The sequence below is a fragment of the Limosilactobacillus gastricus PS3 genome (assembly GCF_000247775.1).
In the GTDB taxonomy this organism is placed as follows: domain Bacteria; phylum Bacillota; class Bacilli; order Lactobacillales; family Lactobacillaceae; genus Limosilactobacillus; species Limosilactobacillus gastricus_A.
In genome coordinates, this window is the sequence record NZ_AICN01000051.1 from 18,806 (window position 1) to 41,984 (window position 23,179).

Here is a 23,179-nt window from a genome sequence, read left to right on the forward strand (position 1 = left end):
TTCTTTTCATTAAATTATTTTAATCTTGATTGAGATCATTATCGCACAAGTTAAATTAGCTTCTCAACTCTGAATCTTAATTTTATTAAATTAAGTATTTCGAAATGAAAGTGAAGATGATAAAATTTTATTTATTTACGGGAGATTAGAATATGATTAAAATTCGCTTATTAAAAATGCTGACCTCATCACGACGACAGATTGCTCTCCAAATTTTCTGGCAATGGCTTTCATTAATTGCGCAAATCATGTTAATTTTTGCATTTGCCTCGATCTTTGATCAAATTCTACACAATAAAGGCAAAACAATATCGTTATTGTACGCCCTCTGCACAATTGGGGTGGCAATTATCGTTCGGATGGGATGCTCGCTGGCTTATGATCATGCAAGTTTCTTTGCTGCGAGTGAAATTAAACAAAGTCTCCGCTTCACCATGTTTGAAAAGTTAGCACGCTTAGGAACTGGTTATCGAGAACAAATTCCTTCCGTTCAAATTACGCAAATGCTGACCGAAGGAATTGAACAACTTGAAACTTACGTTGGCCGCTATTTAAGTCAATTTTTCTATGCACTGTTAGCCCCAATTACCCTTTTCATTATTTTGGTTCAAATTAATGCCCCGACCAGTATTGTTCTCCTTTGTGCTGTCCCGTTAATTCCCATCGTGATTATGGTGATTATGAAGTTAGTCACTTCGATCCTCTCGACTTATTTTAAAAGTTACTACCAACTAGGCGATACCTTTTTGGAGAAGCTCCATGGGATGACCACCTTAAAAGTATATCAAGCGGATCAGGCAGCAGAAAATGAGATTATTGCCGAAAGTGAACAATTCCGTCGGATTACCATGAAAGTCCTTTCCACGCAACTTTTCAGTACCATTATCATGGACCTCGTCGCTTATGGCGGAGCTGCCGTAGGTATTGTAGTGGCCCTTAGTCAATATCATCAAGCTCACATTACGCTTCAAGAAACCATCGTCTTGGTATTACTTGCTACTGAATATTTCTTACCAATGCGACAATTGGGCGCTTATTTCCATATGGGAATGAACGGCATGAAGGCCAGTAACAAAATTTTTGAATTCTTAGATTTAGCTGAACCAACCGATGGGGATCAAAATATAGCTGATCAGGAATTTACAATTAGCAGTCACAAGCTCACTTTTACTTATCCGCATGCCCATCAGCCGAGTTTAACTAATATTGCTTTAACCATTCAGCCTCGTCAAATGATAGCCTTCGTTGGCCCTTCGGGAGCTGGTAAATCTACTTTAGTTGCTTTACTAAGTGGACAAGCTCGTCAATATGCAGGATCGTTAAAATTCGGTCCCATTGAACTGTCTGATTTATCACAGGATTCCCTTTGTGATCGAATTACTATTGTTAGTCATCATTCTTTTGTCTTTAAGGGCAGTTTTCGCGACAATCTTATCTTGGCTAAACCGGATGCCACCGATCAAGAGCTAATGCAGGCTCTAAAGCAAGTTAACTTATGGGACTTTTGTCAGTCTAAAGCTGGGCTATCGACGCTGATTGAGACTGATGCCGCAAATCTTTCGGGTGGGCAAAAACAACGGCTTGCTATTGCTCGCGCCTTACTGACAGATGCCCAGGTCTTTATTTTTGATGAAGCAACTTCGAATATTGATCAAGAATCAGAAGCTTTGATAATGCAAATTATTAAACAAGTTGCTAAAACTAAAACGGTTATCTTAATTTCACATCGTTTAGCGAATGTAACTGACTGTGATCAAATTTTTTACCTTGATCATGGACAAATTATTGAAAGTGGTGACCATCAGACTCTGCTGGCGCAGAACGGTGCCTATGCCAATTTATTTAATCATCAAGCTAAATTAGAGTGTTTCACTAGCGCCAAGGAGGAATTATCATGAGCGCCCTATTTCGTCTATTTAAACTAATTGCTCCTTTGACCGGCATCATGCTTGCAGCCATCTGCTTAGGGGTGCTAGGTCAATTAACGGTTATTGCCCTTCCCGTAATTGCTATTACTGGTCTACTCACGGACCACGGTAATTTTATTAATTATCTTTGGCCCATTCTGATCTGTGGTTTTTTACGAGGGCCCCTTCATTATGGGGAGCATTATTGTAATCATTTAATTGCCTTTAAGCTTTTAGCGCTCCTGCGGCAAAAAGTGTTCTCGGCTCTTCGTCGGTTAAGTCCAGCTATCTTAGAAAATAAGAGCAAGGGAGATTTAATCGCACTAGTAACCAGTGATATTGAAATGTTGGAATTATTCTATGCTCACACCATTTCCCCGGTCGCGATTGCAACCCTAGTGTCAATTATGGTCGCTGGAGTACTAACTTGGATGTCACCCTGGCTTGGTCTGTGGGCCCTGTTAGGATATCTTTTAATTGGCTACCTAATTCCCCTAGTTAGTCACCATATCATGGACGCACGAGGGCTTCAGGTCCGTAATCAACTGGGCCAATTATCGTCATACGTCCTCGATTCCCTATATGGATTAGGCGAACTTTTACAATTCAAGGGCATGCCGAAACGATTACAATCACTAACTGACCAAACCAAAGCTTTGAATCATACCCAACGTCAAATTAGTTTGGGCACTGGCCTCCAAAATGCTGCTATTTACCTGATAGTTTTCGGTTTTTCTCTTGGGACCTTATTAATTGCCTATGCCTTGCATTTAAGTCCTGTAAATATCATTATTGCTACGGTTATAGTACTCTCATCTTTTGGGCCAGTAATTGCTTTATCTTCGCTGACCGCCGGACTCTCCCAAACCATTGGCGCTGCCCAACGTTTAGTCAACCTGCTTGATGAAGAGCCCATTGTACAAGATGTCGAACAAGGCCAACAACCGTCTTATGACCAAGCTCAATTAACTAACGTTACCTTTACTTATCCTGATACCGTCAACCCAGTCATCCAAAACCTTAATTTGACCATTCCTAAGGGACAGATTATGGGAATCCACGCCCCAAGTGGGACGGGTAAATCAACTATTTTAAAGTTATTAGCGCGTTTTTATGACCCTGATACAGGGCAAATTACCATTAACAAGACTAGTTTAATAGAGATTAATAGTAATTATTTACGCCAGATGGAAAGCTATGTTGCCCAAGAAACTTGGCTCTTTCAAGACACCATCGCGAATAACCTTAAATTAGGTCATCCCAAGGCCAGCGATCAAGAAATTCAATTGGCCGCTCAACAAGCCGGGATCGCTAATTACATCGAATCTTTACCGCAGCAATATCAAACTAAGTTAAGCGAATTAGCCGACAGTATTTCGGAAGGTCAAAAGCAACGGCTAGGAATTGCCCGCGCCTTTTTACATGAAGGTGAATTACTGCTCCTCGACGAAATTACCGCTAACTTGGATGTTTTAAATGAAGCGATTATTTTAAAGTCGCTGCAAAAAATTGCAAAAGAAAAAACGGTGGTCATTGTTTCCCACCGCTTATCAACTCTATCAATTGCTGACCAAATCTATGAACTTGCCATCTAATTGTAAAAGGAGATCCAAATTTTGGATCTCCTTTTCTACTATTTTAAGATCTTAGCTAGGAAGCTTTGGGCCCGTTCACTCGTGGGGTGATCGAAAACTTCCGTTGGCGTTCCTTGTTCTTGGATATATCCTTCATCCATGAACCAAACTTCATCCGCCACTTCTTTAGCAAAACCCATTTCGTGGGTAACGACCACCATCGTCATCCCAGATTTAGCCAAGTCTTTCATAACTTCCAGCACTTCGCCGACCATTTCCGGATCCAAGGCACTGGTTGGTTCATCAAATAGCATCAAATCGGGATTCATTGCTAGCGCCCGCGCAATTGCCACCCGTTGTTGTTGACCCCCGGATAGGCTGGCAGGATAGGCATTCGCCTTTTCTGCCAAGCCGACCCGATCTAATAACTCTTTAGCTGTCGCTTCAGCTTTGGCTTTATCGATTTTCTTAACCTTGATCGGTGCCAAAGTAATATTATCCAAAACGGTCATATTCGGGAACAGGTTAAAACTTTGGAAAACCATGCCCATTTTTTCCCGCAACACATCAAGTTGAGCTTCCTTAAGATTCGTTAATTCTTGTCCCTCAAAGATCACCTTACCAGAAGTTGGTTCTTCTAATAAATTCAAACACCGTAAAAAGGTACTCTTCCCGGAACCAGAAGGACCAATGACACAAATCACTTGTCCGTTGTCGACTTCAGCGGTGATGTCCTTTAAAACTTCATGATCCCCAAATTTCTTTTGGAGGTTCTTAATTTCGAGCATCTTATCCATCGTGATTCATCTTCCCTTCGTAGTATCCCAGAATCTTTGAAACAGTGAACGTCATAATAAAGTAAAGTACCATAGTGATGGCTAATGGAGCCACTCCTTTATATGTAGAGGTTTGTACTAACTGAGTTTGGTACATTAATTCAGCAACCCCGATCGTTGAAGCTAAGGAACTATCCTTCAGCAAGGTGATAAATTCGTTCCCTAAGGCTGGCCAAATATTCTTTAAAGCTTGTGGCATCACAACATATTGGAAGGTCATCTTTTGGCTCAAACCTAAGGAACGAGCAGCTTCGCTTTGGCCTTTATTAATTGATTGAATCCCGGACCGAATAATTTCGGCGACATAAGCTCCCGAGTTTAAGGAGATTGCGATAATTCCGGCTAAAATAGCTGGCATGGATGAAATTACCGCCCCAATCCCAAAGTAAATAAACATAATTTGAACCATTAGCGGAGTGCCCCGAACGAATTCAATATAACATACCGCGATCCAATGTAACAGCTTGATTTTGGAAAGCCGCATTAAGGAAAGTAGAATTCCCAATACGAACCCAAAGAAGACCGAAACCACTGTGATAATTAAAGTATCACCAATCCCTTTAGCAAAGTAAGTCCAGTAGTTCCAAAGGGTCCGCTTAGCTTCCACCTTCTTCATATATTTAGCAGCTGCTGGCAAATAAGTCTTTTCAACTGTCTTGTTTTGGTTAATCCGATCGATTGTTTGGTTAACTGCATTTACCAAACTCGTTTGTCCTTTTGGCATAGCAACCGCCGTTCCGGCATCACTTAAATCATTCTTAATGCCAGTTTTAGAAACGACGGCTAAAGAATCATCATTGCTAGCATAGGCTTTGGCAATTAAGGCATCCATCAGGACGGCATTGGTCTTGCCAGACTTCAAAGCTAAAACTAAGTTACTGAGGTTAGATAAAGGTTTTACCGTGGCATTTGGGAAACTGTTCTTGGCCATCGTAGCTTGGACAGTCCCTGTTTGGACCCCAATGTTAGCCGTTTTAAGATCATTACCTGATTTGTACTTTGCTTTATCCTTTTTATTAATCAGGAAGGTGGCCCCACCCTTGTAATAAACATGCGAGAAGTCCACACTTTGCTTCCGTTCGGCCGTGGCGTTCATCCCTGAGATAACCATATCAACTTTACCAGTTTCCATGGCCACCAAGAGCGAATCAAAACTCATATTCTTAATTTCAAGTTTGACGCCCAGATCCTTAGCGATCGCCTTAGCAATCGACACATCGACCCCAACGTATTCTGTTTTTCCATTAATTTTGGCGGTAAATTCTAATGGTGGATAATCAGCTGACAGTCCCACCACGAGGACCCCTTTTTGTTTAATTTCGGCTAATTTATCACCCGAAGTTGAAGAAGCCGAACTGCTAGTAGCTTCACTGCTACTAGATGAACTACTAGCAGCCAGCGCTGAAGGAACCAGCGCCGACATCATTAATGCTAAAGTAGCGATTAACATTAGCATTTGTTTCCAAAGTTTTTTCATAATCAAATCCCTTTCTATGATTTTCATTCATGATTATGTATGTATAATACCAAAAAATGAATATTAATACAATACAATCAGGATATTTCTGCCGATTTTTGTATATCCTTTCTTGTTATGCACTATTTTTGTATATAACCTCTGATAACATAAAGAGTATAATGAAGATAACTTAACGAAGGGAGCGGATCTTATGACAAAGATTGGATTTATTGGGACCGGCTTAATGGGTCATGGAATGATTAGAAATTTGCTGAAAAACGGCTACCAAGTGCAAATTTGGAATCGGACCAAGACCAAAGCAGAAGACCTTATTAATGATGGAGCTAATTGGACTGATGATGCCGCTCAATGTGCACATGATGTGGACTTTATCATTACGATAGTTGGCTATCCTAAAGACGTTGAAGAAGTCTACTTTGGTGAACATGGGGTTTTAGCAGGGGCTAACCCCGGTACCACCATTATTGATATGACGACAACCAGCCCACAATTAGCCCAAAAAATCTATCAAGCTGCCGTTGATCATAAACTCTTGGCTCTGGATGCACCGGTTTCTGGTGGTTTAGCGGGAGCTGAAAATGGTAGTTTATCAATTATGGTCGGTGGAGATCAGGCCACTTTTGAGCATGCTTTTCCAGTTTTTACTGCCATGGGAAAACAAATTGTCTTACAAGGACCAGCTGGTGCCGGTCAGCATACTAAAATGGCTAACCAAATCGCGTTAGCAGGCGCATTAGCAGGAGTTTGCGAATCCTTACGGTACGCCAAAGCGGTCGGCCTTGATCCGCAAAAAATGTTTGATACTATTCGGGCTGGGGCAGCTGGAAGTGCTCAAATGGAAGCCTTCATGCCTATGTTAATTAACAATGATTTCAAAGCCACCTTTTATATGAAACATTTTATTAAAGATCTTAAAATCGCCCACAATGAAGCCAATGATCGTGACCTTAAATTAGCAATTTTAGACCAAATTCTAAAAGAATGCCAAGCAGTCGAATCAATGGGCTTCGGTGATGAAGGCACCCAAGCTTTATACCATTGGTATGAATAAAAATGGATCATAATCTTAGTCAATATTCTAAGGTTATGATCCATTTTATTTTTATTTCTCTTCAAATTCTCCTTCAATCGGCGCATCGGAACGATGATTATCACCCTTTTGATAATCAGGTCGGTTCGGCATAATTGCCATCGCAATAAAATAAGCAAGTACCCCTAAAAATAGTTGACCAACGAAGAGAATAATTAAAGTGCCAATTAACCGTACCACCGTTTTATCCCAGCCAAAATATTCAGCAATTCCGCCAAAGACTCCACCAATGATTCGGTCATTTGATTTATAAAGCTTTTTAGTCATTGTCATCATTTCCTTTCAAAACATCAATGTCACCATTGCTAGCAGTCAACTTCACTTGAGTGCTATTATCTTCATTAACCTTTAATTGATCTCCACTGTCGTTTGATTGGTCAAAAAGCTTAGCATTCCCATTAGCAGCTTGAACTTGGTAACCGATCTGATCATTGGCATTTGAAACTTCAATATCGCCATTCTTGCTATTAACGGTTACTTGACCATTAAAGGTCGTCTTTTGGAGGTCAATATCATCTTCACTAATGATTTGACCACCATTAATAGTGGCTTGGTTAACAGTAATATCGCCACCAGTTGAAAGATAAACATTATCAGCCTTAATGTTCTTCAGCGTCAGATCACCAGCTAAGTCAGCATTGGTTTCATTAATAGAAACATTCGATAATTGAGTGTCTTTAGGTACCGTAATGATTAATTTCGAATCAGCATGTTTATCATGGTCGTAAATCCAGAAGAAACCTTTCGTCCGCATTCGGTAGCCCTTCGTGGCGTCCTTGGTTTGCTTAACAGTTAAAGTTTGATCTTTTTTACTTACCTTAAATTTAGCATCTGGCGAACCGACAAACTTTACGTTGTATGAATCACCGGTTTGGACGACAACATCAACATTCTTCACATCAACATTAATTTGGTTAAAATCGCTTTCTGACCATTTAGTCGTCTTAGTAGTGATCTTGGATGATTTAGTAACGATCTTAGCATGATGCCAGTTTTCAAATTCTATCGTTTGATTACCATGACCAATAAAACCAATGGCGGTTGCAACGAGCCCGACAATGAGGACGATCAAACTCCAAAAATACCACTTCTTCATGATTAGTGCCCTCCCCGATGTAATTTCTTCGTAATCCATTGAATTAATTCCACCATCCAGTGAATTAGTAACTTAAAGCCAAACCAAATCAACGGCAATAGGAACATAGCTATAGCTAAGGCAATAATCGCGATTCCAATATAGAATAAACTGACGGCTGGATTCGTCGTCGCCATTAGAATGCCGATATAAATGTTAGTAATCCCTAAAATAATTCCGACCATGATGGTAGAGATGATTCCCATGATTACACCAAAGGCAGCTCCAATAATTGCGACGACAATCCCAAAGGCAATGCCTAATAAAATCATCCAAATCGGAAAGGTAATCACAATTACTAGGAGGATTAAAGCCAATGTTCCAGCGTTCAAATGTCTCCTAGTTGGTTGCGAACTTGTTTCCTTTGATCCTTCTTGGTCTCCGACAATCTTATGGGCTAAACTCTCCGGTTTACCTAATTTCATGACCATCGCGTCCCAAGTCACTAAGCCGGCGTCATCAATCATTTCGCTATAAAAATCGATGGCGTCTTGACGTTCTTCTGCTGATAATGGTGCCAGATATTTAGCTAATTCTTCCAAGTATCTTTGCTTATCCATCTATCCTTCCTCCCCATCTAGATGACCATTAAAAATTTGGTCCAAACTTTCTTTATAATCATTCCACATTTTGATGATCCGCTCCAGGTGTTCCTGACCCTCTGGTAAGATTCGATAATAATGACGATTACGGCCATCTAAAGCTTGATCATAAGTTTCTAAATACCCATTTTTCTTTAATCGTCGTAACACCGGATACATGGTTGACTCAGAGATTGAAATCACTGCTTGCATATCTTGGGTTAAGGCATAGCCATAGTAGTCTTGACGACTTAATAAGGCTAGGACTAATCCATCCAGCAGATCAGCATTGATTGTAATTTTCATTTTCTGTACCTCCGCTTCAACAATATTATACGGTATATAGTATTATGTGTCAATACAGTATAATTTTATATATAAAAAATCCACTAGACCCTAAAATCTAGTGGATTTGGTATTTATTCAATTATGAAGCTGGTGGGATTTACGATCGTTCCTTCGACCGGACAATACATCCGACATTCTTCAATAAAAGCTTTTTCTTCATCAGGATTTAAATCTGATTCCAGGTCAACATGAACCCGAATTTCAGTAAAGTGATTTTGAAAATCCGGATCCTTGGCATGTTTCATCGAATAGGTGCCTTCAACATGCGCATCAAATTTATCTAACCGAATTCCCTTTTGTCCTGCTAACCATTTAGCAGTAATTGTTAAACAGCCAGCTACTGCTCCTAATAAATATTGCACAGGGCTAGGACCCACGTCAGTCCCATGACTGCTTTCTGGTTCATCAATCATCCACTGATGGTGATCCGCTTTGATTTTCACCTGACGACCAGCTGGCAATAATTGTCCATCAATCGATATCGTTTTGGCCATTGTTAGCTACCTCCTAAGGTTTTCCCTTATCATAACAATTAGCAATGGAATGTCAACGATCTTAATCGATAGTCTTGATAACCCGAGCAGGAACCCCTGCCACAATGGTATTATCAGGAACATCATGAGTCACTACTGCCCCAGTTCCGACGATAGCATTTTCCCCGATTGTTACTCCCGGTAAGACACTGACACGAGCACCTAACCAAGCGTTTTTCTTGATATGAATTTCACCCGTATAAACCGTGCGAATATTCTTGGGTTCATGATTGACCGTCAGTAAAGCAACCTCCGGGCCCATCATTACCCCATCTTCAATTGTGATCGTGCCTGCCGACATGATGTTTAAATCATGATTAGCAAAAACATTTTTCCCTAAGAAAACACGACTACCACAATCAATATTAAAGGGTGGCGTAAAATAAGTTCCATCATGCATTTGATCATTTAATAGTTGATTTTCCAGATCAAGAATGCGTTTCTGCTCATTTGGATCGGTTTGACTGATTAAATAGCTTAGATGCTCACTCCGATTAATCTCTTGGTGAACCTCAGCTTGATAATCAGGATCACTAATCGCATAATGTTGGCCTTTTCTTAGATTTTCAAAGACGCCCATCTTATTCCTCCGTTGGTTGTAATGGACCGTAGAAGTAGGATGCGGTTGCTCCACCATCAATCAAGACCGTTGAACCAGTAATGTATTGGGAACGTTCACTCATTAATAATTCAGCAACATCTGCTACTTCATCCGCCGTCCCCGGACGACCAGCTGGTGATTTAGCAAACATATTCTTGTAGAAATCACCACGGATCCCATTAAATTCATCAATAGCTAAAGGTGTAACGATAATACCTGGAGCAATATCGTTGATCCGGGCCCCTTTTTCACCCCACTTAACAGCTTCATACATAACCCGCTTTTCATTGGCCCGCTTTGCTAATTGGTAGGCATGTAAGGTGTTTTCAATTTGATCAGGTTGTAAGAAATCAAGGTCTAACAATTCTTCGGTTGGTGTCATTGCTAAAGCCCGGTCTTGTTCGGCTGTTAATGCTGGCATCCGGAATCCTGATTGACTTGAGATTACGACCCCACTCCCACCAGGAACAATTACTTTCCGGACTTCTTCCATTAAGACAGCCGTCCCGTAAAGATCAACTTTCAAAATCGTTTCCACTGGAACTTGGGAAGGTGAAACCCCAGCACCATTAACTAAGTATTTAATGTCCCCAAAGGATTGACCCACTTTAATTAAATTTTGAATTGATTCACGAGATGACAAATCCATTTGTTCGGCTTCGACATCAAAACCAGCATTCGTCATCACTTCTGCAATGTTCTTAGCATTATCAAGACTTAAGTCCCCTAAAATAATTTTCTTTCCAGATCCCATGCGACGTGCAATCGCCATTGATAATTGTCCGGCACCAGTCACTAACATTACTTCTTGCTTCATTTTTTCTTACCTCGTTTTCTTTATTGATTATGCTGGAGTATTAATTCCAACGCTTTCCTTTGAATATAATTGATTGTCGTTAACTAATTTAAGAACTAAATCGGCAATGCTGTTAATTGAAACATCATGGCCGCCGAATGGTTCGCCCTTATGGGTAACTTCATAATTAACCGGACCACCAGTGAACCAACCTGGCCGAATCACCGTATAGTTCAAATCACTAGCTTCGATTACATCCGCCGCCTCACGGTAGGGACGCAATACCGAATTGTATTTTAGGTTACCGCGTGAGCCGACCGAGGCTGGAATTTCATCATAAATTCCCATTGAAGAAATAAAGATTAAACGTTGGACGTGATTACGATCCATTGATTCAACAATTGATTGAGCATATCGTTTTAAATTACCACTAAGAGCAGCAAAGACCACATCCTGACCTTCCATCACTGCATCTAATTCTTGACCATTAGTTAGATCACCACTAATTGCTTTTTCACGCTTTGGATCAACCGTTAACCGATCGGCACTCCGTGAAAATAAGGTTAAATTAGCATCAGTTTGATTTAATAGTTCTTGACGAGCTGCTGAACCTAACGTTCCAGTAGCACCAAGGATTAAGACATTCATTTCATCAACCTCCTTTGTTGATGGTTTAATCATATACCTGATAAATAGACTAGTCTAATACTTAAAATCTATTTATAATAGAATAAATCTATTAATGAGGTGACCCTATGAATTCGCGTCAAGTTGAATGTACCTTAGCCGTTGCTAAAACCTTGAATTTTAACCGCGCAGCTAACGAACTTTATATTAGTCAACCCACCCTCTCCCATCATATTCAAAGCCTGGAAGCCGAAGTGGGCTTTAAGATTTTTGATCGTTCCAATCGAAAAGTCGCGTTGACTTCTGTAGGGCAACAATTTTGTAATGCCCTACAATCACTAAATGCTGATTTACAAACTACAATTGAACGTTGCCAGAACTATGCTCGCCAATACAGTGATACCATCCGAATTAGCATTTTTACCCGTACGGCCTTATTAGAATTACCAGAAGTCATGTTTGCCTTTCGTCAACAACACCCAGAAGTTTTTATTGATCCAATCTTTGATAATAGTGAACATCGCCTGGAAAATTTTTTAGCTGGTCAAAGTGATATTATCTTTTCGCGGGGCGATGAATTGCAGGATATTTCTGGGGTTGAGGCCCACCTTTTATATGATAGCCGGCTCAAATTAGTCCTTCGAGCTGATGATCCTTTAGCAGAACAAGACCTAATCACCCCAGCTGATCTGCAGGGGCGAACCCTTTTGGTAGGTGGGGGAAGTCCCCAACCCTTGCGTGACCTACAGCAAAAACTCAAGGCCGACCTGAATTTATCAACAATTAATAGTCACGATCACAGTACAACCTTAACTTATGTCGCAGCGGGCGAAGCCGTTTGTCTTAGCCCCGATTTATATGAAGATGACGACCCTACCTTTGTTTGGAAAGATTTTGCGACTAATGTTAATCTTCCCTGTTGCCTATTCACGCATGATAACTGCAGTCCATTAGTAACTGCTTTTATCCGCTTACTTTGCCAGGCATATCAAGCCTAAAAAATAAGATCATGATTTATGGATTTGCAGCTTCCATAAATCATGATCTTTTTTAACGGTTCAATAGCCGAACCCGAACAACAGCTGGAATAGCTTCCAGATTCTTAATTAAGGCCTCGGTGTCACCATCTAATTGGTTAACGTCAATCACCGTATAAGCCATCGTTTCCCGTGATTGGTTTGATAGGTTATCGATGTTGATATTAGCATTGGCAACCGCCGTCGTAATTTGCCCTAACATGTTAGGGACATTTTGGTGCATCACCGTAATTCGATGATTATATTGCATTGGGGTCGTCATTTCCGGCATGTTAACTGAATGATGAATGATCCCTTGTTCCAAGAAGTTTCTAATCGTATTGGCTGCCATAACAGCACCATTGATTTCCGCTTCTTCAGTCGTTCCTCCGAGATGCGGAGTCACGATCGCTTTAGGATTTTCAACGGCCGCTTGCGTTGAAAAATCAGTTACATATAGTTGGAGATGACCTTGATCGAGCGCTTGAGTCGCCGCCACATCATCAACAATATCGGTTCGCGAATAGTTGAATAAGACTGCGCCTTTTGGCATCATCGCAATTTCATTTTCACCTATTAAATGCCGATTGTCTTCCGTATATGGAATATGGATCGTCACAAAATCACTTTGTTGCAGCAATTCGGCTAACGAGTCTAACCGGGGAATTTGATTTGATAATTGTAAAGCATGTTCGACTGAAATATAAGGGTCATACCCAACCACTTTCATACCAAGTTGTTGAGCGGCACCAGCTACGCGTGATCCAACATTTCCTAGACCAATTACCCCAATGGTTTTACCCACTAATTCATGACCAGCAAAATGATTCTTATTCTTTTCAGTTTGTAGAGAAACATCAGCCCCCACCAATTGGGCCGACCAATTAACCGCGTCAATTACGTGCCGATTACACAAAATTAGCATCCCAATTACTAATTCTTTCACCGCATTGGCATTGGATCCTGGAGTATTAAAGACAACCGTGCCTTGTTCATTCGCCTTATTTAAAGGAATATTGTTAAAACCCGCTCCCGCCCGAGCGATCACTTTGACATTTTTACCAAAATCCGTGGTATGCATATCTTGACTACGAATAATTAAGGCATCTGGATCATCGGATTTGTTAACGGCATATTGACTGGCTGGTAGTTTGGCCAAGCCCACTGGCGAAATGACATTATAGGTTTTTACTTGATACATTATTTACCCCCATGTTCTTTTTCAAACTCTTCTAAAAATTTAACCAAAGCTTGCACGCCATCAATCGTCATGGCATTGTACAAACTAGCCCGCAGACCACCAACTGACTTATGGCCCTTTAAACTCATTAAGCCTTGCTTGGTTGCCTCTTGAACACATAACGCATCTAAGTCAGTATCTCCAGTGACAAACGGAATGTTCATCGTAGAGCGATCAGCCGAGACGACCGGATTACGGAATAAGTTTGATGAATCTAAAAATTCATATAGTAATTGCGCTTTAGCTTCATTTCGCTTTTGCATCGCTGCAACGCCACCTTGTTCTTTAATCCACTTGAAGACTAAGCCTGCCATATAAATCGCAAAGACTGGTGGAGTATTTAAAGCCGAATGTTTCGCTGCTTGTTTTGAAAAGCTTAACATCGCTGGTAAATCCGGCACTTGCTCTAATAAATCTTTACGAACGATGGCTACCGTCAAGCCAGCAATTCCCGAGTTCTTTTGAGCCCCAGCATAGATGATGCCAAAGTCATTTACATTATATTCTTGGCCTAAGAAATTGGAAGATAGATCAGCCACCAAGGTTTTGCCATTCAGTCCTGGTAAATCCCGGTACATGGTTCCTTCAATCGTGTTGTTAGTTGTTAAATGAATAAAGTCATAATCACCATTTAAAGTTACATGATGGACTAACTCCGTAAAATGTTGATCGGCTGAAGAACCCACTTCTTCCACGGCTAAACCTGAAACGTAACGTGCCTCTTCTTCAGCTCGTTCGGACCAGTGCCCAGTATTAATATAACCGACTCGATGAACTTGGTTAGCAAAGTTTAAAGGCAGCGTATAGAACAATTGCGTCGCGCCCCCTTGCAAAAAGAGCACTTCATAATTATCAGGAATTTGCATTAAATCCCGTAAATCTTGTTCAGCTTCACTAGCCATCGTCGTGTATAAATCAGACCGGTGACTAATCTCCATGACACTCATCCTGCTATCTTTAAATGATAGCAATTCAGCTTGCGCCTTTAAGACAACTTCATGTGGTAAGGTCGCAGGCCCTGCCGAAAAATTATACACTTTATCCATAAAATCTCCTCCTAACGTCCATAAAACTCTAAAGTTTTAGTTGATGGTGTAAGGACCAATTTAGTTAAACCAGCATTTGATGGCTCACTCAACCCGGTTAAATTCCCGATTTTTAGAACTAGATCAGCCATTAACTTAATGGTGAAACCATGACTGACAACTAAAATTTTCCCATCGGGATATGTAGCAACAAGTTCATCAAACAAGGAAACTAAACGATCCTTGACCTGATCATAAGTATCGCCATGAGAGACCTCCCATGACCCGGCTAATAGATTATGATGCTCATCAAAATATTGTTGGTACTTATCCCACAGGGTTGCTTCTAATTCGCCATCCCAGTCCCCATAATCATATTCTTTCAACCGATCATCTAAGTGAATATTCGCATCATTACCGGCAATGATTTGGGCTGTTTCATGAGCTCTTAATAATGGACTCGCAACTACGTGGTCGTAGCTTATCCCGCTTAAATGTTCTTTGGTTGCTTGGGCTTGCTGACGACCCAATGGTGTTAAGGGGGTGTCAATTTTAGTGCCTTGCATAATTCCCTTGGAATTAGCAACGCTTTGGCCATGGCGAACTACGTATAAAATCGTCATAATATTCTCCTTTGTTTGTGATTTATGTTTCAATTATACTCTAATTAAATATCTGTAACCACTTTTTAATTAAAACCCGTCAAATTTAACGAACAACTTACAAAAAGAAGGTTTAAAACTTAATCGTCTTAAACCTTCGCTTATTTATGAACGAGACAAATATTGTCGTTGATGATCTCGTTGTCCTGTCAGGACAAAGCGTGATGGATCCTGGCTTAAATCAAAATCCACATCTTCAGCCTTTATGCCTAATTGCTGATTGAATAATGCTTCATATTCGCTCATCGTAACCCGCTGACGATGGTCTAAAGCTAACGAAGCTGCCTTTAATCCATCTTGATAACTTGGCTGTAAGATGCCACTGTAGAATTCACCCTCTGCCCCCGAGCCATAGGAGAACAAACCGATGCGTTCACCAGGTTGGACATCTCCATTCACCAAGAGTGACATTAACCCTAAATATAATGACCCCGTATAGAGATTACCGACTTCGCGTGGAATAGCTTGTTCAGCCACTAAATTAGCCCGCAAGCGTTGACTAGTTGCATCTTGTTGGTCACCTAGCTCGGCTTCTAAGGCCTTTTTACCCATTTTGGTAAATGGCAGGTGAAAAGCCAGCGCAGCAAAATCACTTAATTGCCTATTTTGCCTTTGACAATAGCGATTAAAAGTTCGCTGGAAGAAATCGATATACACATTGGTCGAGTACTTACCATCAACCATAGCTTCCGTGGCATATATTGGACGCCAAAAATCCATCACATCTTGGGATAAGGCTACACTTCCTGACTCGATCGCAAGCATTTGTGGATTGGCACTGATTAACATGGCTACCGCACCAGCCCCTTGGGTTACTTCACCGCCCGTGTGTAAGCCATAGCGTGCAATATCAGCCGCAATTACCAAAACTTTTTGCTGAGGATCCAAGGCAACTAAACCACGCGCAAACTGGATGGCGGCTGTTCCACTATAACAGGCTTCTTTCACTTCAATCGTCCGGACAAAATCATCTAAATCAAGTAACTGCTTAACGTAAATCGCCGCCGCTTTAGAGTTGTCAATACCCGACTCGGTTGCCACAATGACGGTGGAAATATCTTCCCGGTCATGATCATCTAATAAACGACTAGCGGCTTCCGCAGCCAAGGTCACAATATCTTGGGTTGGCGGAACGACCGCCTGTTTATTTTGACCAATCCCAATTAAATATTTATTATGATCTTCTCCGCGGGCCTGAGCCAAGTCAACTAAGTCTAAATAATACGGGGTAGTGGCAAACGCCATTTTATCAATCCCAATTTGCATGATCATGAACTCCTCTTAAATTCGTATCTTTCCAATGGATTATTATACCTTAAAAGCTTTAATTTCGCTCAGATTTACACAAACTAAATGGTTGACCATGCTAGTTATAAAATAGTAAGCTAGCACTATAGAAAACGATTTCAAAGGAGTTTACTATGTCTGAAATTACTAAAACCAAAATTACCCTCACTCCCCAAATCTCTGAATGGTTTCGCAAGGAGATGAACTTAGAACCTGGCAATGGGATCCGTTTCTTTGGTCGGGTCTATGGCGCAACGAATGCGCACACTGGTTTCTCGGCGGCTATGTCCCGGTGCGACCAACCTAATTCGCCGGTGGTCGATGAAGTGATTGACGGTATTCACTATTATATTCAGGACAGTGATTTTTGGTTCTTTAATGGCTTAGATCTTGAAGTGTCTTATGATGAAGCAATTGATGGACCTGCCTACCATTTTAAACCTAATGATGGATCTAAACTTGATGCAAAGGCGTCCGCCTCACATTAATGAACAAAAGGGTGAAAGGAAACGACGAAGTTTCTTTCCACCCTTTTAATTTATAGTTAAATTACGATAGCGAATGATATAAGTACCTAAATTTCCTTCTACCGAACTAATCTTTAAGGTTACCGTCTGACCTGATTTAACTTTAGGTTTTTCTTTACTAACAAAACGGAGTTGTTGATCATCATCATTAGACTTCATGACATATCCATAATTATCATTAGTCACGACTGATGTGACCTTAATTTTGACGTATTTACCTTTCAGTTGCTTATTTTGGTTCAAGGCCGTCTGCACTTGATTAGCATTTTGATAGGTAACTTTAACCCTCTGCCGATCTTGACAACCAGCAATAATGATCACTCCTAGGGCTAGGATCAAATAGATAAACTTTTTCATGGTTTTTAAATAGCTTCCTCCTGTTCCAAATTCAGTTTACCAAATTAATATTGACCACGCTAAAGTTTTAGGAAAAGCTAATTTCTTTTGCATTTACAGAAAACTATCGAAAAAAGTAAGAATCTCCTAATTTTTCCTTTAATTTTTAAATTGTTGGGTATACAATACTCATACATTAGAAATTTATTAGAAATCAATTAAGGAGTGATTTTATGGCAACATTTAAATATTCGAAACGAGTTCCTGCAGATGGTACGGATGCCGTTGGAGCAATCTTGGCAGCGGCAGCGGACCCATCAATTATTTCTTTTGCCGGTGGTCTTCCCGCTCCTGAACTTTTCCCAGTCGAAGCAATGAAGAAGGCAGCTGAAGCCGCTTTTGACGAACACGGCCAACAAGTCATGCAATATGGTGATGCCCGCGGGGTTGCTGCCATGCGTGAACTAGTCACTAAGATTGTAAAAGAACACGAAAACATTGATGCCAAAGACGAAAATATTTGTATGACGTCAGGTTCGGAACAAATCTTGGAATTAGCTGCTAAAGCCTTAGTTAATCCTGGCGACACTGTTTTAGTGGAAGATCCAACTTATCTTTGTGCGGTTGACGCTTTTAAGTCATACGGGGCTAACTTAGTTGGGGTCCCAACAGATGAAGATGGCTTGATTCCAGCGGAATTGGAAAAGACCGTTCAAGCCCATCCTGAAGCAAAGTTCTTATATGTGATCCCAACTTTCCAAAACCCAACTGGTCGGACAATGCCAGCAGAACGGCGGAAACAAGTCGCTGAATTAGCTTCTAAGTATGACTTTTTAGTCTTTGAAGATAATCCATACGGTGATATTCGTTTCGAAGGTGAACACGTTGATGCCATTAAATCATATGACAAGACTGACAATGTCGTTTATATGGGAACCTTCTCCAAGATTCTTTCTCCAGGTTTCCGGTTAGGATACTTTGTAGCTGACCCTGGTTTTGTAAAGAAGTTTACGGTTTTGAAGCAAACGGCCGACTTGGGAACCGACAACCTAGTTCAATGGTGTACGGTTAAGTTTTACGAACAAAATGATGTTAACGAACACGTTAAGAAGATCAGTGATCTATACGGTCAACGTAAAAAGCTGATGGAAGAAGGTATGCAAAAATACTTCCCTGAAGGCGTTACATATACTCACCCTGAAGGTGGGATGTTCCTATGGGTAACCGTACCTGGTGTCGAAGATACGACAGAATTATTTGAAACCTGTCTAAAACAGAAAGTGGCCTTTGTACCTGGTGAACCATTCTACGCTGCTAAGCCAGAACCTGGTCATCTCCGACTCAACTACTCCAATATGAAACCTGATCAAATTGAAGAAGGTTTAAAGCGGCTTGGTAAAGCACTTGAAGAAGCCATTGCAGCTAATAAGTAAGCTTGATATAAAACAACTCCCTAGCAAAGCTAAGGAGTTGTTTTTGTATATTAAGCTGGTAATTTTTGTCCGGTCCGAGCTTTTAAGGACCAGAGAATACAAACCGTATCAATCACTTCTTGTAGCAATGCTCCAATAATCGCCGGAATCCAACCAGTCATACAAATTAACATTAAACCGATACAGATGAAAATCCCGATCAACACGGACTGTTTAGCAACTTTTAAGGTATCGCGAGCAATTAAGACGGCCGAAGCAACTTTCTCAAGATTATCGGTCATGATAACAATATCAGCCGACTCACTTGCCGCCGTTGATCCCCGCGCACCCATGGCAATCCCGACGTCAGCCGTTTTGAGAACCGGTGCATCATTAACCCCATCTCCGACCATGACCGCCGGCCGTTGATCGGGAGTCAGTGCCTTAATTCGACTAATCTTATCCGCCGGTAATAAGTTCGCCGCCACTTGATCAAACCCAATTTCTTGACCAATCCGTTTAGCGGTTTCTTCCTGATCACCAGTTAACATCATTTGATTGTTAATCTTTAATTGATGCAACTCACTAATTGTTCGAATTGTTTCTGGACGTAATTGGTCCTCTAAAGTAATGCAACCCGCATATTGACCATCAACCGAAACATATGATGCAGTTTGATTTAATGGTTTGATCGCTTGATTGTCCGTAACAAAGATCAATTTCCCGACTTTAACTAAGTGACCATTGACCATAGCTTGTAGACCATTTCCCGTTACTTCTTTGACTTCATTGGTCGTTAATAATTTAATCTGATGGTCTAAAGCATAATTAGTAATTGATTGGGCAATTACATGACCAGAATTTTGTTCCACGCTCGCTGCTAATTGTAAAACTTCATCTGAAGTGAAATGATCAGCTGGTTTCACTTGATCAACCGTTAAATTTCCTTGCGTCAGGGTCCCAGTTTTATCAAAGGCCATCGTTTTTGCAGTCGCTAATTTTTCGATCGAATCCCCAGTCTTTACGACAATCCCGTTTCTCGAGGAGCGTCCCATCCCAGACACAAAAGCCACGGGAGCTGCTAAAATCAACGGACATGGCGAAGCCACCACTAAGACTTGGGCAAAACGCACGGGATCTTTACTTATCCACCAGGCAATCCCAGCTAGGACATAAGCCACAATCGTAAAAGGAATGGCATAGCGATCAGCTAAACGAACAAAGCGTCCTGGATCGTTTTCAGCTTGTTGAATCAAGTGAATTAATTGTTGATATTGACTGTTAGCTGCCGTTCGTTCAGCAACCACCTTCAACATTCCTTCCGTATTCACTGACCCGGATAAAACTTGATCCCCCACAGTCTTTTCAACCGGGACCGATTCACCGGTTAAGGATGATTCGTCTAAATTAGAATCACCTTCTAAGACCCGACCATCGACTGGCACAAGTTCACCTGGTCGAATTAATAAAACATCATCAACCTTAACCGAGTCGGCTTTAATATCTTCAACTTGATCTCCATTTAAACGGTGGGCTTGTTCTGGCGAATTATCTAAAAGACTTTTTAACTCACTATTGGCTTTCCTATTAGCATAGTCTTCTAGGGAATCACCACCAATTAACATTAAAAGAATAATCATGGAAGCCCAATAGTCACCAACCGCCAGTGTTGCAACAATCGCTGTTACGGCAAGAATGTCGACCCCAAAATCCCCATGGATCATTTTCTTAATCATTTCAATCAGCATCGAAATTGTTACTACGGCTCCGGCAATAGTAACCACAATCTGCGCATATAAGGGAAGATCAAAGCCCCATTGTAGAATAGCTGTTAAGATCGCAATCCCGAAAATGGTTATAAGTTTTTGTTTATGTGTCATAATCATCCCTCCTCTTACATTATATTAGAATCATTCTAAAATGTATAGAGGAAAGATATATTAAATGTATTTATTAGCAACGGCAAGCAACACCACAACTACCACAATCATCTAAATAAAAGTCATTTCGTTGATTGGCTTCAATTAGATCACTAATGTCTAGGACCTCCCGCTTAGCAATCTCCTCCATCACGACACTAAACCGTTGCCGGAATTTATAAATGTAACAAAAGATCGCGTCTTGATGGCGCACATCCGGACCGACTACAAAGATATTAGAAGCAACTGTCGATTCGTCAAATTCATTGAGCACCATTTGATTACCGTCAAAACGGAATAAGTCTGGCCATAAAGTAACTGGACCCGCGACAAAACCAGTACATAAAATTGGTCGCTCCTTACTCTCCATCCGTCGCCCGTCTTCAAAAAGCAATTCATAGCCGTGATCATTATGGATAACGTCAACGAGGTGTTGGTGGCGAACCAAATTGACTCGATCAGCATGATCAAGTAATAAATTCATAAACCAATGCTGAGTATGAGGTGCCAAGCGAATACTAGGATCTGCTTCATCAGCATCCAGTCCCGTTTCATCGGTAATGACCGTTACTTTATCTCCTCGTTGTGCCAGGTTAATCGCCGCATTGATCCCACTTTCATTCGCCCCCACGATAATTTGATCATGCCCACTAAAGGATTCCCAACTATCTACTTGGCTATAATGAAGGACATTCTCAGGGTGAGGAATTAACCTCGGCGTATGGTATTGGCCTACCGCCATAATTAAATACTTCGTCGTAATGGTGTCTTGACTAGTTATAACTTGATAGCCATCATCTACAGTCAGAATTTCTTTGGCAGTGGTATGTTCGACAATTGGTAATTGATAAGCTTGGGCCACTAACTTTAAATAATGAGCATACTGACGACCACTTAAATGTTCCATGCCAAAGGTATAGGCCGGTGAAGTATCGACTGTCACCGCATTTAAATCGGGCATCCCAAAACCATTGCTGGTGAATGATGGGGTAATGAATCGGGTTTCTTTGGGCCACTTTTGAAAGCTATCCCCGATCTCCCCCTGTTCAATAATCTGAAAATCAGGATAATTAAGCTGTTTTAAGATCACGCCCATGCCAATTCCAGCTGCGCCAGCTCCGATAATGGTGATTTTATTCATTAGTTGATTCTCCTTGAAACTTGAACTTTAACAATAATTTTTGACTAAACAAGAGGCCGATCTGATGGGCTATCATGGTCCCAATTACTGTGACGGCAGTCGCGATGATAACGGCTAGCGATTCCGCCAGAATAAAGCGACTGGTTTGCTCTGGTTGATTAAAAATGTCCCCAAATTTAATTAACATTAGGCCCCCGACCCCAACTAGTCCCCCAATCGCATTCATCGCAAAGGAATCCACTGCATCATAAAAAGTTACAGACTGATTCATTTTTGCTATAACAGTTGGGCAGGCGATACCAGCCACGAAGGTAACCAGGCCGATCTCAAGTGGTCTAACATACCCAACCAGACAGGTACTAGTTACTAAACCACAAATGATGCCATTTAAAAGATCATCTGTTTCGATAAGGTTAGCCACCAAACGCGCAAATAATAGCCAGCCAATCATCGCGCCAATTACCGCTATCAATGTATTGACTAAAACCAGATTAGCTAATTGATTAAAATGACCAGCTGGTGCCAGGTTGAAGCCAAGCCAACCAATCATGATCATTAAGGTGGCTGCATATTTAGTCCGAAAATCATTCTCACGAATGGGATCATTGACTGGCGTCACCTTTCTGGACAAGACTAAACTTGTTAGTCCCGCGGTCAAATGAACGACAATTCCTCCCGAGAAATCCAAGGCCCCCATTTGCCTTAACCATCCCTGGTCATTCCAAATTAAGTAAGCGATTGGACAATAGACTAAAAGAGTCCACAGAGGCACAAATCCCATGAAATAACGACAACCTTTGGTAACTACAATCGTCCCAATTAGCATTACAATGGCATATAGGTAAAATTCCATTTGGACTAGACCCGTTATGATGTTGCTAACAGAACCAAATAAAAGGTTTGCTCCCCCGATTAACTGATTTCCAAAGGCAAACCAACACCCGATCGCGACGAAGATGGCAACTGTCATCCCCAGCAAAGCTTTTTCTTGACCTTGTTGTCCTAGCATTCCCACATACAATATAGGAACGCTAAAAATCATTGGCAACATGATGAGAAAGCAGACTAACTCAAACAACACTAACTCCTCCCTTTTTTCAGATAGT

24 protein-coding genes are annotated in these 23,179 nt (G+C 41.0%); 6 read left to right on the forward strand and 18 right to left on the reverse strand.

Going from position 1 to position 23,179, the window contains the following annotated elements; genetic code table 11:
• The first annotated feature begins 152 nt into the window (after nt 1-152).
• Together PS3_RS05970 and PS3_RS05975 are read left to right on the forward strand one after the other, a co-directional pair.
• Entirely contained in the window at nt 153-1,898 is a 1,746-nt protein-coding gene (locus PS3_RS05970) for an ABC transporter ATP-binding protein/permease (protein WP_007122362.1), read from the forward strand.
• Nucleotides 1,895-3,502 carry an amino acid ABC transporter ATP-binding/permease protein gene (locus PS3_RS05975; RefSeq protein WP_007122363.1) on the forward strand — a complete coding sequence of 536 codons (1,608 nt, stop codon included), beginning with the start codon at nt 1,895-1,897 and terminating at the stop codon, nt 3,500-3,502. Before PS3_RS05970 ends, PS3_RS05975 begins: the two co-directional genes overlap by 4 nt.
• A 38-nt stretch (nt 3,503-3,540) precedes the next feature.
• Here the strand turns inward: PS3_RS05975 and PS3_RS05980 are convergent, their stop codons facing one another.
• Nucleotides 3,541-4,269, reverse strand: a complete 729-nt coding sequence (locus PS3_RS05980) for an amino acid ABC transporter ATP-binding protein (protein ID WP_007122364.1) — start codon at nt 4,267-4,269, stop codon at nt 3,541-3,543.
• A 1-nt stretch (nt 4,270) separates the two neighbouring features.
• Nucleotides 4,271-5,794: an ABC transporter substrate-binding protein/permease gene (locus PS3_RS05985; protein WP_040468360.1), complete on the reverse strand. Its 1,524-nt coding sequence runs from the start codon at nt 5,792-5,794 to the stop codon at nt 4,271-4,273.
• A gap of 193 nt (nt 5,795-5,987) precedes the next feature.
• Here PS3_RS05985 and PS3_RS05990 point away from each other — a divergent pair, with 193 nt between their 5' ends.
• Complete coding sequence (locus tag PS3_RS05990; protein WP_007122366.1) at nt 5,988-6,848, forward strand: NAD(P)-dependent oxidoreductase; 861 nt, start codon at nt 5,988-5,990, stop codon at nt 6,846-6,848.
• Nucleotides 6,849-6,899: 51 nt separating this feature from the next.
• Here PS3_RS05990 and PS3_RS05995 read toward each other — a convergent pair whose 3' ends face one another.
• The 8 genes from PS3_RS05995 to PS3_RS06030 all read right to left on the reverse strand — a co-directional run bounded on the left by PS3_RS05995 (nt 6,900) and on the right by PS3_RS06030 (nt 11,529).
• Entirely contained in the window at nt 6,900-7,154 is a 255-nt protein-coding gene (locus PS3_RS05995; RefSeq protein WP_412768443.1) for a PspC domain-containing protein, read from the reverse strand.
• Nucleotides 7,147-7,983, reverse strand: coding sequence for a DUF4097 family beta strand repeat-containing protein (locus PS3_RS06000; RefSeq protein WP_040468364.1), 837 nt, complete (start codon nt 7,981-7,983; stop codon nt 7,147-7,149). The genes PS3_RS05995 and PS3_RS06000 overlap by 8 nt, the downstream gene beginning before the upstream one ends.
• 2 nt (nt 7,984-7,985) lie before the next feature.
• A complete protein-coding gene (locus PS3_RS09880) occupies nt 7,986-8,582 on the reverse strand; it encodes a DUF1700 domain-containing protein (protein WP_050950863.1) in 597 nt (198 codons plus the stop codon).
• The gene (locus tag PS3_RS06010; RefSeq protein WP_040468365.1) at nt 8,583-8,909 is read right to left on the reverse strand and encodes a PadR family transcriptional regulator; all 327 of its coding nucleotides are present in this window, start codon (nt 8,907-8,909) and stop codon (nt 8,583-8,585) included.
• A 113-nt stretch (nt 8,910-9,022) separates the two neighbouring features.
• Complete coding sequence (locus PS3_RS06015) at nt 9,023-9,445, reverse strand: OsmC family protein (protein ID WP_050950864.1); 423 nt, start codon at nt 9,443-9,445, stop codon at nt 9,023-9,025.
• A gap of 61 nt (nt 9,446-9,506) precedes the next feature.
• The gene (locus PS3_RS06020) at nt 9,507-10,064 is read right to left on the reverse strand and encodes a DapH/DapD/GlmU-related protein (RefSeq protein WP_007122367.1); all 558 of its coding nucleotides are present in this window, start codon (nt 10,062-10,064) and stop codon (nt 9,507-9,509) included.
• Between the two features lies 1 nt (nt 10,065).
• Nucleotides 10,066-10,902, reverse strand: a complete 837-nt coding sequence (locus PS3_RS06025; protein ID WP_007122368.1) for an SDR family oxidoreductase — start codon at nt 10,900-10,902, stop codon at nt 10,066-10,068.
• A gap of 27 nt (nt 10,903-10,929) precedes the next feature.
• A complete protein-coding gene (locus tag PS3_RS06030; RefSeq protein ID WP_040468367.1) occupies nt 10,930-11,529 on the reverse strand; it encodes an NAD(P)H-binding protein in 600 nt (199 codons plus the stop codon).
• Nucleotides 11,530-11,636: 107 nt separating this feature from the next.
• On the opposite strand from PS3_RS06030, the gene PS3_RS06035 reads away from it, so the two are divergent.
• Nucleotides 11,637-12,506 carry a LysR family transcriptional regulator gene (locus PS3_RS06035; RefSeq protein ID WP_040468369.1) on the forward strand — a complete coding sequence of 290 codons (870 nt, stop codon included), beginning with the start codon at nt 11,637-11,639 and terminating at the stop codon, nt 12,504-12,506.
• A gap of 52 nt (nt 12,507-12,558) precedes the next feature.
• On the opposite strand, the gene PS3_RS06040 is transcribed toward PS3_RS06035, so the two are convergent.
• From PS3_RS06040 to PS3_RS06055, 4 genes are all read right to left on the reverse strand, one after another.
• Nucleotides 12,559-13,725: a phosphoglycerate dehydrogenase gene (locus PS3_RS06040; RefSeq protein WP_040468370.1), complete on the reverse strand. Its 1,167-nt coding sequence runs from the start codon at nt 13,723-13,725 to the stop codon at nt 12,559-12,561.
• Nucleotides 13,725-14,810 (reverse strand): 3-phosphoserine/phosphohydroxythreonine transaminase, encoded by a 1,086-nt coding sequence (serC, locus tag PS3_RS06045; RefSeq protein WP_007122369.1) that lies wholly within the window; start codon nt 14,808-14,810, stop codon nt 13,725-13,727. Before serC ends, PS3_RS06040 begins: the two co-directional genes overlap by 1 nt.
• Nucleotides 14,811-14,821: 11 nt before the next feature.
• Entirely contained in the window at nt 14,822-15,412 is a 591-nt protein-coding gene (locus tag PS3_RS06050) for a histidine phosphatase family protein (protein WP_040468372.1), read from the reverse strand.
• 144 nt (nt 15,413-15,556) lie between these two features.
• Complete coding sequence (locus tag PS3_RS06055) at nt 15,557-16,717, reverse strand: hydroxymethylglutaryl-CoA synthase (RefSeq protein ID WP_007122370.1); 1,161 nt, start codon at nt 16,715-16,717, stop codon at nt 15,557-15,559.
• Nucleotides 16,718-16,872: 155 nt separating this feature from the next.
• On the opposite strand from PS3_RS06055, the gene PS3_RS06060 reads away from it, so the two are divergent.
• Nucleotides 16,873-17,226: a HesB/YadR/YfhF family protein gene (locus PS3_RS06060; protein ID WP_007122371.1), complete on the forward strand. Its 354-nt coding sequence runs from the start codon at nt 16,873-16,875 to the stop codon at nt 17,224-17,226.
• A 45-nt stretch (nt 17,227-17,271) separates the two neighbouring features.
• On the opposite strand, the gene PS3_RS06065 is transcribed toward PS3_RS06060, so the two are convergent.
• On the reverse strand, nt 17,272-17,622 hold the full coding sequence (locus tag PS3_RS06065; protein WP_040468373.1) for a hypothetical protein: 351 nt from the start codon (nt 17,620-17,622) through the stop codon (nt 17,272-17,274).
• A gap of 212 nt (nt 17,623-17,834) precedes the next feature.
• Here PS3_RS06065 and PS3_RS06070 point away from each other — a divergent pair, with 212 nt between their 5' ends.
• Nucleotides 17,835-19,034: an aminotransferase-like domain-containing protein gene (locus PS3_RS06070; RefSeq protein ID WP_007122372.1), complete on the forward strand. Its 1,200-nt coding sequence runs from the start codon at nt 17,835-17,837 to the stop codon at nt 19,032-19,034.
• Between the two features lie 50 nt (nt 19,035-19,084).
• Here PS3_RS06070 and PS3_RS06075 read toward each other — a convergent pair whose 3' ends face one another.
• From PS3_RS06075 to PS3_RS06085, 3 genes are all read right to left on the reverse strand, one after another.
• Nucleotides 19,085-20,893, reverse strand: a complete 1,809-nt coding sequence (locus PS3_RS06075) for a heavy metal translocating P-type ATPase (protein ID WP_040468375.1) — start codon at nt 20,891-20,893, stop codon at nt 19,085-19,087.
• Nucleotides 20,894-20,966: 73 nt separating this feature from the next.
• Nucleotides 20,967-22,073 (reverse strand): NAD(P)/FAD-dependent oxidoreductase, encoded by a 1,107-nt coding sequence (locus PS3_RS06080; protein WP_040468376.1) that lies wholly within the window; start codon nt 22,071-22,073, stop codon nt 20,967-20,969.
• Nucleotides 22,066-23,154: an ammonium transporter family protein gene (locus tag PS3_RS06085; RefSeq protein ID WP_141566745.1), complete on the reverse strand. Its 1,089-nt coding sequence runs from the start codon at nt 23,152-23,154 to the stop codon at nt 22,066-22,068. Before PS3_RS06085 ends, PS3_RS06080 begins: the two co-directional genes overlap by 8 nt.
• Nucleotides 23,155-23,179 lie beyond the last annotated feature (25 nt).